We start from the raw sequence: 8,696 nt of genomic DNA on the forward strand, positions 1-8,696 counted from the left end.
CGCAGGAATAGTTCTCGTAGAAGGACTGGTCGGGATCGTCGACGGCGTTGCCGGTGAGGTTGAGGCCGAGCGAATAATCCTTGCGCGCGACCTTCGGGAACCACTGCGCGGTATCGACGACGTCGAGCTCGCCGTCGATGTAGATGTTCTTCAACTGGTCGATCAGGATGACCGCGGGATCACGATAGATCGGAATGTTGCGGGTGGATATCTTGACGGCGAGGCGCTTGTCCGGGCCGTAGCCGGCCTTCTGCATCAGCTTGCGCGCCTCTTCCCGGTTGGCGTTGACGTCGGGGCCGTAGCCGGGGATCTGCTCCAGCATCTCCTTCGGCATCGCCCACAGGCCGCCGGGTGCCGGCAGCATGGTGCCGCCGATATCGGCCTGTCCCTCGAACATGATCTGGATGAAGGCCTTGCGGTCCAGCGCCAGCGCCAACGCCTTTCTGATGTCGAGATTGTCGAACGGCGGAGAGGACGAGTTGACGATGATGTTGGTCGACACGTTGAGCGGCTCGACCACGCAGACCGCATTCGGCGCCTGCGTCTTGACGTCCTTCAGCAGCGGGATCGACACCTCGGTCGGGAACGTCATGTCGAACTTGTTGGAGACAAATCCGAGTATGGCGGTCGAGCGGTTCGGAATGATGGTGAATTCGATGCCGTCGAGATGCGGCAGGCCCTTCTTGAAGTAATCGGGGTTTTTCGTCAGCTTGATCGATTCGTTGGCCTTGAACTCGACGAACTTGAACGGCCCGGTGCCGACAGGCTTGGTGCGCATCTCGGCCGGCGAGACGTGGCACGGATAGACCGGCGTATAGCCGGAAGCGAGCAGGGAGAGCAGCGCCGGCTGCGGCCGCTTCAATTCGAACGAGGCCTCGTAATCGCCGTTCACGGTCACGTCCTTGACCTGGTCGTACCAGGACTTGCGCGGGTTCTGCCGGAACTTCTGCTGCGACTTGCCCATCAGCATGTCGAAGGTGCATTTGACGTCGGCCGACGTGAACGGCTTGCCGTCGTGCCATTTGACGCCCTGTTTCAGCTTGAAGGTCAGCTTCTTGTGGTCGCCGCTCCAGGCCCAGCTCTCGGCGAGATCGGGCACGATCGAATCGACGCTGTTCTGCGCCACGTCCTGCTTGAAGACGACGAGGTTGTTGAAAACAGGCATGAAGGGGACGTTGAGCGAATAGGTCGCACCCTCGTGGATCGAGGCGCTGCCCGGGCTGTCGCGGTGATACATCCTGAGGATCCCGCCCTGTTTCGGCTCCGCCGCCGATGCAAGGTCGAATGCCGGCAGCAACAACAACGCCGCGGCGGCAAGCGCATGAACGCTCCGCATGGTCTCCTCCACTCTATATTTGGGTCTCAATTGGCCCGATTGGCATCGAAGATACCACGGCGGGGCGTTCGGGCAACCGGGCAAGGTGCTGCGGGAATTGGCAATTCGAACTACGTGAAGTCCGCGTGGCGGAACTTGCGCCTGATATCATCTATCCGATGATGCACCGCACCACGCATCGAGCCGTCTGCTTCAAACGATCCGCGATGTCTTGTTGCCCCAATAGCGGTCGCGCAGCAGGCGCTTGTAGAGCTTGCCGGTCGGCAGGCGCGGCAATTCCGCCTCGAAGTCGATCGAGCGCGGCACTTTCTGGCGCGACAGCGACTGGCTGCAGAAGGCGATCAGTTCGTCGGCCAATTCCTGTCCAGGCGAAACGCCCGGCATCGGCTGCACCACCGCCTTCACTTCCTCGCCAAGATCCGGGTTCGGCACGCCGAACACTGCCGCATCCGCAATCTTGGGGTGGGTGATCAGGAGGTTCTCGCACTCCTGCGGGTAGATGTTGACGCCACCGGAGATGATCATGAAGGTCGCGCGATCGGTCAGGTAGAGATAGCCGTCCCCGTCGACATAGCCGACATCGCCGACCGTGCTCATGGCGCCGTCGGTCGAACGCGCCTCGGCGGTCTTGGCGGGGTCATTGAAATATTCGAACGGCGTCGCCGTCTTGAACCACCCCGTGCCTGCCGTGCCCGCCGGGCAGGGCTTCATCTCCTCGTCGAGGATGTGCAGGTCGCCGAGCAGCACCCGGCCGACGGTGCCGCGATGCGCCAGCCATTCGGTGCTGTTGCAGGCGGTGAAGCCAAGCCCTTCGGTGGCGCCGTAATATTCATGGATGATCGGGCCCCACCATTTGATGATGTCGTCTTTCACCGCAGCCGGGCAGGGCGCGGCGGCGTGGATGGCGATCTCGAGCGATGACAGGTCGTAGCGCCTGCGCACCTCCTCCGGCAGTTTCAGCATGCGCGAGAACATCGTCGGCACCAGCTGGGTGTGGGTGATGCCCCATTTCTGGACCAGCTCCAGATATCGTTCGGGGTCAAAACTCTCCATGATGATGACGGTGCCGCCCATGCGGATGGTGAGGTTGACCGCGGCCTGCGGCGCCGAATGATAGAGCGGGGCCGGCGAGAGGTAGATCATGCCCTCGCGGTATTCCCAGAGCTTGATGAGGAAATCGAACAGCGGCAGGTTCTGCACCGGCGGCTGCTCGGGCAACGGGCGCACGATGCCCTTGGGCCGCCCGGTGGTGCCTGACGAATAGAGCATGGCGGTGCCGAGCCATTCGTCCGCGATCGGCGTCGCCGGCAGTCCCGATGTCGCCTGCTGCAATCCGACAATGCGGTCGCTTTCGCCTTCGCCATCGGTGACGACGCAAAGCTCGACGTGCGGACATTCCTTCAGCGCCTCGCGTGCGACGTCGAGTTTTGCCCGTGATGTGATCAGGATGCGCGACTGGCTGTTGGTGAGGATGTAGGCGAGCTCGCTGGCGGTCAGGTAGGAATTCACGCAGGTATAATAAAGCCCGCTGCGTTCGCCGGCGCCGCAGGCTTCGAGGTAGCGGCTGTTGTTCTCCATGAAGATCGAATAGTGGTCGAGCCGGTTGAGGCCGCGGCTGCGGAACAGATGCGCCAGGCGGTTGGCACGGGCTTCCAGCTCGCGATAGGTCACCGTCTCGCCGGTGGCGGCCATGATGAAAGCGGGCTGAAGCGGACGAAGGTGCGCGTGCTTGCCGGTGTACATGTGTGCTGTGGTCCCCTATGCGGCCAAATCCAGAATCTCACGGACCTGGGCCGGTCCCTCGATCCGGCGCGGGTTGCGCGGCACCCAGCGTGTTGCCATCGCGGCCTTCGCGATGCGGTCGAAATGTTCGGGTCCCACGTTGACCTCGCGCAGGCTGCGCGGCATGCCGAGGCCGCGAATGAAGCGGTCGAGCACGTCGCCCGCGTCCTCGTTCGCGTGTCCCATCGCGGCGGCGACCTGCGCCTGCTGCGCGGCATTGGCCGGCTTGTTCCAGCGCATCACCGACGGCAGCATCACGCAGGACGTGTGGCCGTGCGGCACGCCGAACTCCGCGCCGAGCACGTAGCCGATGCCGTGGCTGGCGCCCATCGGCACGCCTGAAGTCAGCGGCCCGGTCGAAAGCCATGTGCCGATCTGGCAATCCATCCGCGCTTCGATATCACCGAGGTCGGCCTTCACCCGCGGCAGCGCCTGCGCCAGCATCGACAGACCTTTAAGCGCCTGGGCGTCGCCGTAGGGATGCGCCTCGCGCGAGCAGATGCCCTCGACACAGTGATCGACGGCGCGGATCCCGGTCGAGAGCCACAGCCATTCCGGCGTATGCAGGCCGAGCCAGGGATCGAGGATCACGGCGCGCGGCATCAACAGCGGATGGTGCAGCGATTCCTTGACCTTGGTCTTCTCGTTGGTGACCCCGGCGGTGGCCGAGAACTCGCCGCCGGCAATCGTGGTCGGGACGCTGATTTGGCGTACCACCGGCGCCTTGAGCTGCGCCGGACCGCCGCGGCCGGTTCTCAATTTGTCGATATCATCGGGATTGCGGATGTCGTTGGCGAGGCAGAGCTGCACGGCCTTGGCGCCGTCGGTGATCGAGCCACCCCCGATCGTGACGATGAGGTCGGCATTCGCGGCCCGGGCCTGTTCGCCCGCGGCGATGACGGCGGCCCGCGGCGTGTGCGACGGCATCGCGTCGAAGGTGCCGACGCAGCGCGAACCGAGGGTGCGGCGGATGTTTTCGATGATATCGGTCTGGCGGTTGAGCGTGCCGCTGACCATCAGGAAGGCGCGCGTGGCGCCAAGCCGGTTCATCTGCTCGACAAGCGCTTCGGATGCCGGCCGTCCGAAGACAACCTCATCCATCGCGCCGAATACGACACGCCCACTGTGCACGCTTGTCCTCCCCGGACATTTCGTTGGCCCTTGTTGCGGCCTTGCAGGGGAGGTTAGCCGAGGAAATCCGCGACGTCATGCCCGAAGATGAGGGGGCGGGACGGGTGCAGTCAGAGGTCTATTTGCCGTGTCACGTTTTCGTCACCGGCCGGCGATTAGCTGGCCGCCGCAGCATCGGGTTTCGCCCGTTGAGCACGGAAACGTCTTGGGCGCAGGACTTTGGGCGCAGGACTTTGGGCGCAGGGTGTTGGCTACGCAGATGCATAACGATTGTGCTTGATCGCCCGCGGTTCTTGACGAGACTGGGGAACCGATCACATCTGAGGCCTCCGCCTTGGGGTTCCGCGGGCGGCTTTCATCCACATGGATGTCGGGAGCGCAGGGGAGATGGGGTTTGATCGCAATTGAGCCATTGAAACGTTCGGACGTGCCGGCGGACGGCGTTGTTCACCTGTCCCGTGTCGCCAAATGGTTGTCCCCGCTGCTCATGCTCGCGCTGTCCGCCTGCGGCGACAAGCCGCCACAGCAGCCCGCCGCGGCGCCGCCCCCGGTGACGGTTGCGCAGCCGGTGAAACGCACGGTGACGGACTGGGATGAATTCACCGGACGGTTCGAGGCGGTCCAGGAAGTCCAGGTCCGCGCCCGTGTCGGCGGCTTCGTCACATCGGTCGAATTCCGCGACGGCGCCATCGTCAAGACCGGCGATCTGCTCTACGTGATCGATTCGCGTCCGTTCGAGGCGGTCGCCGAGCAGGCCGACGGACAATTGTCCGACGCGCGCGCGAAGGCCGAACTCGCCAAGCGCGAACTCGATCGCGCCTTGACGTTGAACCAGACCCAGGCGGTTTCCGATTCCATCGTCGACCAGCGCCGCCAGACCCTGCAGGCCGCCCACGCCGCCGAAATGCAGGCCGAAGGCGCGCTCAAGGCGGCCAAGCTCAACATCGAATTCACCCATGTGGTGGCGCCGATCACCGGCCGCGCCAGCCGCCATCTGGTCACACCCGGCAATCTCGTACAGGGCAGCGACGGCGGCTCCACGCTGCTGACCTCGATCGTCTCGCTCGATCCGATCTACATCTATTTCGACGTCGACGAAGCGACCTACCAGAGGAACAGCCGGCTGTGGTCCGAAGGCAAACGCCCCAGCTCGCGCGATACGCCGAACCCGGTGCAGGTCACGCTCGCGGGCGAGACCAAGCCGTCGCATGACGGCAAGATGGATTTCCTCGACAACCGGCTCGACGCCTCGACCGGCACGCTGCGCAGCCGCGCGGTGATCCCGAACAAGGATCTGTCGGTCCTCCCCGGCCAGTTCGGCCGCGTCCGCATCATCGGCAGCGCGCCCTACGAGACATTGCTGCTGCCCGATACCGCGATTGCGACCGACCAGTCGCGCAAGATCGTCTTCGTCGTCAAGGACGACCATACGGTCGAGGCAAAACCGGTGGTGCTCGGTCCGCTCGATGACGGCCTGCGCGTGATCCGCGAGGGGATCAATGGCGAAGACCGGGTCATCATCGATGGCCTGCAACGGGCGCGGGTGGGGGCAAAGGTCACGCCGAAGGCGGCCGAGATCAAGCCGGCCGGTGGCAAGACATGAATCTCGGCCGTCTCTCCATCAACCAGCCCATCCTCGCGATGGTGCTGTCGATCGTGCTGCTGATCGTTGGCGCGATTGCCTATACGACGCTGCCGGTCTCGGAGTATCCGCAGGTGGTGCCGCCCACCGTGGTGGTGACCACGCAATATCCCGGCGCCTCGGCGCAGACCGTCTCCGACACGGTGGCCGCGCCGATCGAGCAGGAGATCAACGGCGTCGAGGACATGCTGTATCTCTACAGCCAGGCGACATCGAACGGGCAGTTGACGGTCACAGTCACGTTCAAGCTCGGCACCGACCTCGACAAGGCCCAGGTGCTGGTGCAGAACCGCGTCGCCATCGCGCAGCCGCGGCTGCCGCAAGAAGTCCAGCGCAACGGCGTCGTCACCCGGAAGAACAGCCCCGACATCCTGATGGTCGCGTTCATGCTGTCGCCGGACGACACGTTCGATCAGCTTTATATCTCGAACTACGCGCTGCTGCAGGTCCGCGACCAGTTGCTCCGGCTCGACGGCGTCGGCGATATCCAGATCTTCGGTGCGCGCGACTATTCGATGCGGCTGTGGCTCGATCCCGAGAAAATCGCGTCGCTTGACCTGACCGCGGCCGAGGTGGTGGCGGCGATCCGCGCGCAGAATGTCCAGATCGCGGGTGGCCAGATCGCCGAGCCGCCGATATCCGACCGCGCCTTTTCGCCGAACCTCACCTTCACCGGACGGCTGAAGGATCCGAAACAGTTCGAGGAAATCGTCGTCAAGGCCGGCGCCGACGGACGCACGGTGAAGCTGCGCGACGTCGCGCGGATCGAACTCGGCGCGTTGGCCTATTCGACCAACAGCTTCCTGTTGCGCAAATCCGCCGTCGCCATGCTGGTGACGCAGCGGCCGGGCTCCAACGCGCTGGCGACGGCGAAGAACATCTCCAATACGATGGAGCGGCTGAAGGCGAGCTTCCCGAAAGGGCTTGACTACAATATCGGCTACAATCCGACCGAATTCATCGCGCAGTCCGTCAGCGAACTGATCAAGACGATCTATGAGGCGATGGCGCTGGTCGTCATCGTCGTGCTGGTGTTCCTGCAGGGCTGGCGTCCTGCCATCATTCCGATCATCGCGATCCCCGTCTCGCTGGTCGGCACCTTCGCGGTGATGGCGGCGCTCGGATTCTCGATCAACAATCTCACGCTGTTCGGTCTCGTGCTTGCGGTCGGCATCGTGGTCGACGACGCGATCGTGGTGGTCGAGAATGTCGAGCGGCATCTCGAGCACGGCATGAGCCGGCGCGACGCCGCGCTTCGCACCATGGAAGAGGTCGGCAGTGCGCTGGTGTCGATCGCGCTGGTTCTGTGCGCCGTGTTCGTGCCGACCGCGTTTCTCGGCGGCATATCCGGCCAGTTCTTCCAGCAGTTCGCCGTGACGATTGCGGTCGCGACCGCGATTTCCTGCTTCTGTTCGCTGACGCTGTCGCCGGCGCTGGCTTCGCTGATCCTGCAGCCGCACGCGGACAAGCGGCCGCCGGCGAGCTGGAATGTCATCGCGCGCGGATGGGATGCCTTCACCGGCGTCTTCAATCGCGGTTTCGACCGGCTGTCGCACGGCTATGCCCGCGCCGCCGATTTCGTCATCCGCCACGCCGTCGTGATGCTGCTGGTGTATGTCGCGCTGATTGGCAGCGCCGGCTGGCTGCTGATTACCACGCCGCAGGGCTTCATCCCGGCGCAGGATCGCGGCTACGTCATCGTATCGGTGCAACTGCCGGGCGCGGCGTCATTGGCGCGCACTACCGAGATCGTGCGCGAGATCGAGCGGATTGCGCTGGATACGCCGGGGATCGTTCGCGTCGCGGCGTTCGCCGGCTTCTCGGGCGCGACGCGGACGCAGGCAAGCAATGCCGCAGCCCTGTTCCCCGTGTTCGAGGACCCGGAAGAGCGCCACAGGAAGGGCGGCCTGTCCGCGAACCAGATCGCGAACAATCTGCGCATGCGGCTGTCGAGCATCCAGGGCGCCTTCATCATCGTCATTCCGCCGCCCGCGGTGCCCGGCATCGGCACCGGCGGCGGCTTCACGATGCGGATCCAGGACCGCCAGGGCCGCGGCTCGGAATTGCTGGCGGCCGCGACCGACGAACTGGTCGGCGCGGCGCGCAGGGCGCCGGGGCTGACCCAGGTGTTCTCGCCATTCACCGCCAACACGCCGCAACTGTTCGTCGATATCGACCGCGTCAAGGCGCAGAAGCTCGGCGTGCCGATCGCCAATATCACCGACACCATCCAGACCTATTTCGGCTCGTCCTACGTCAACGACTTCAACCTGTTCGGCCGCACCTATCACGTCACCGCGCAGGCCGACCTGCCGTTCCGGAAGGAGACGTCCGACCTGGCGCGGCTGCGCACCCGCAATGCCGCCGGCGACATGGTGATGCTCGGCAGCGTCGTCAGCTTCCGCGACGTCTCCGGCCCCGACCGTGTCGCGCGCTACAATCTCTATCCGGCGTCCGAACTGCAGGGCGACACGCTGCCGGGAACGAGCTCCGCGACCGCCATCAACACCATGAAGCAGCTTGCCGACCAGACCTTGCCGAGCGGCTTCTCGTTCGAATGGACCGATCTGTCCTATCAGCAGGTCACCGGCGGCAATACCGGTCTCCTCGTCTTCCCGATCTGCGTGCTGTTCGTGTATCTCGTGCTGGCCGCGCAATATGGTTCGTGGAGCCTGCCGTTCGCGGTGATCCTGATCGTGCCGATGTGCCTGCTCGCCGCCACCATCGGCGTGCGCATCATGGGGCAGGATGTCAACATCCTGACCCAGATCGGCTTCGTGGTGCTGGTGGGACTGGCGGCCAAGA

Annotated in this window: 5 protein-coding genes; 2 read left to right on the forward strand and 3 right to left on the reverse strand. The window is 64.5% G+C overall.

Going from position 1 to position 8,696, the window contains the following annotated elements; genetic code table 11:
- The 3 genes from V7E26_RS27565 to V7E26_RS27575 form a co-directional block, all read right to left on the reverse strand.
- On the reverse strand, nt 1-1,336 hold a 1,336-nt coding region (locus V7E26_RS27565), incomplete at its 3' end, for an ABC transporter substrate-binding protein (RefSeq protein WP_324422445.1).
- 192 nt (nt 1,337-1,528) lie between these two features.
- Complete coding sequence (locus tag V7E26_RS27570) at nt 1,529-3,079, reverse strand: AMP-binding protein (RefSeq protein ID WP_324422447.1); 1,551 nt, start codon at nt 3,077-3,079, stop codon at nt 1,529-1,531.
- Between the two features lie 15 nt (nt 3,080-3,094).
- A complete protein-coding gene (locus V7E26_RS27575) occupies nt 3,095-4,249 on the reverse strand; it encodes an iron-containing alcohol dehydrogenase (protein ID WP_324422449.1) in 1,155 nt (384 codons plus the stop codon).
- 487 nt (nt 4,250-4,736) lie between these two features.
- Here V7E26_RS27575 and V7E26_RS27580 point away from each other — a divergent pair, with 487 nt between their 5' ends.
- Nucleotides 4,737-5,852, forward strand: coding sequence for an efflux RND transporter periplasmic adaptor subunit (locus V7E26_RS27580; RefSeq protein ID WP_324422453.1), 1,116 nt, complete (start codon nt 4,737-4,739; stop codon nt 5,850-5,852).
- Nucleotides 5,849-8,696, forward strand: a 2,848-nt coding sequence (locus V7E26_RS27585) for an efflux RND transporter permease subunit (RefSeq protein WP_324422451.1), incomplete at its 3' end; no start/stop codon positions are given. The genes V7E26_RS27580 and V7E26_RS27585, both read left to right, overlap by 4 nt.

The sequence above is a fragment of the Bradyrhizobium sp. genome, from assembly GCF_036735945.1.
Taxonomy (GTDB): Bacteria; Pseudomonadota; Alphaproteobacteria; order Rhizobiales; family Xanthobacteraceae; genus Bradyrhizobium.

Bases quoted from the DNA above. Each gene is read 5' to 3' on its own strand.
- V7E26_RS27570 (WP_324422447.1), bottom strand. From the start codon at position 3,079: ATGTACACCGGCAAGCACGCGCACCTTCGTCCGCTTCAGCCCGCTTTC.
- V7E26_RS27580 (WP_324422453.1), top strand. From the start codon at position 4,737: ATGCTCGCGCTGTCCGCCTGCGGCGACAAGCCGCCACAGCAGCCCGCC.